The 1743-nt window shown below is 64.1% G+C and carries 1 protein-coding gene and 1 pseudogene; one reads left to right on the top strand and one right to left on the bottom strand.

Annotation, left to right across the window (positions count from 1 at the left end):
• Nucleotides 1-1304 (top strand): recombinase zinc beta ribbon domain-containing protein (locus AQY21_RS02635; RefSeq protein WP_203416342.1); only part of this gene is annotated, 1304 nt, incomplete at its 5' end.
• On the opposite strand, the pseudogene AQY21_RS02630 reads toward AQY21_RS02635, so the two are convergent.
• Nucleotides 1280-1743: pseudogene (locus AQY21_RS02630) on the bottom strand (alpha/beta hydrolase); the annotation flags it as partial. The gene AQY21_RS02635 and the pseudogene AQY21_RS02630 sit on opposite strands and share 25 nt — an antisense overlap.

Below are 1743 nucleotides of genomic sequence, written 5' to 3'. Positions count from 1 at the left end.
AGACCATCCGCGCGCGCGACGAGGGCGACTGGCTGGCCTGCATCCCCAACGCGCATCCCGGATACATCAGCTGGGACCAACACCAGGAGAACCTGCAGGTGCTCAAGGCGAATGGCCAGAGGTACGACGCGGCACGAGCTTCCATTCCACGGGAGGGCTCGGCACTGCTGCAGGGGCGGGCCGTGTGCGGACAGTGTGGCAGACATTTCCGGGTGCGTTACGCGGCCCGGCGTGGTCGACTGGAAGCCTGGTACATCTGCGATCGCGCCCATGTCTATCGCGGTGAACCCATGTGCCAGTCGATCGCAGGGTCTTCCGTGGATGACGCGGTCGGCAGGCTGATTGCCCAGCAGATGACGCCGGCGGCGGTCGAACTGGCGCTTGATGTCCGCTCGGAGATCGAAGCCCGCCACCAGGAAGCCGATCAGCTTCGCTGTCGGGCGGTAGAGCGGGCCCAGGCGGAGGCCGATCTTGCGCAGCGCCGCTTCATGCTTGTCGACCCCGGCAATCGCCTCGTCGCCGACACGCTGGAAGGCGAATGGAACGAGAAGCTCCGCGTTCTGGCCAATGCCCGGGAAGAGCGCGAGCGGGCACGGGAGCGCGACCAATTTTGTCTCGACCAGGCTGTCCGCGAGCGGCTGGTTGCCATGACGGTCGATTTCCACAAGCTCTGGGCCGACCCAGATACCCCAAACCGCGAACGCAAGCGCCTGATCGCCCACATCGTCGAAGATGTTACTCTCGTCAAACTGCCCGCGGCAGGCACCACCAAGGCGCACGTGCGTTTCAAGGGCGGAAAGCTGCAAACGCTGACCATCCCCAGCCCCAGATCCGCCGCCCAGCAGATCAAGACGCAGCCGGGCATCATCCAACTGGTCGATAGGCTGCTCGACGATCACATCTATTCCGAGATCGCGGAACTGCTCAACCAACAGGGCTATCGACCGGGTGAAGCGGCCCGCCGCGGCCGTCACGACGCCCGCTTCACCGCCCTGCGCGTCGCCTATCTCGTCCACCAATACAACCTGCGCCCACGCTATGACCGCCTGCGAGAACGGGGAATGCTGACCAAGCAGGAAGCCGCCACGCGGCTTGGCATCCACGAGCAAACCGTCGCCAGGTGGGCAAAGTTTGGCCTCATCGCCAGCCACGCCTACAATGGGCACTATTGCCTCTACGAACTTCCGGCATCGGACCTGCCCCAAAAACAGTGCAGCCGATGGAACCGCCTCCAAGACCGGGTCGCCGCACGCGCGATGCAGGCGCCCAACCAAAGCTGTCAACTGGAAAGGAAAGAGGTGTAGTATGAATGCAGATGGTTCGGCTCGGAGGCGGCGGCATAGGCGTCCTCGCTGAAATAGCGCGAATGGGCGTTCTCGCCATGGATCAGCAGCACCGGGCGCGGCGAGATTTCCGCGATATGGGTCAGGATCGGCAGGTTCATGAACGGCAGCGGCGTTGTCCGCGTCCAGGCATTGCCGGAGTTGACCGCGCGCTTGTGGTATCCGCGCGGCGTCATGTAATAGTCGTGGTAATCGACCAGGAACTGCGCCTCGCCGCCCTGCAGCTCGTTATAGGGCGGCTGATAGGCCGAGGTGCCGTTCTCGGCGTCCTCCCAGCGCTGGCGGCTGAGCGTCTCCAGCACCTCCGCGCGCTGTTCAGAGGTCATGGCATCGTCGTAGCCCTTGGACATGACGCGGGTCATGTCATACATGGTGCTGGCGACGACGGCCTTGACACGCT

It is taken from the genome of Paracoccus sp. MKU1 (assembly GCF_001447385.1).
Classification (GTDB): Bacteria; Pseudomonadota; Alphaproteobacteria; order Rhodobacterales; family Rhodobacteraceae; genus Paracoccus.
This window is presented reverse-complemented; position numbering and strand designations above follow the sequence as displayed.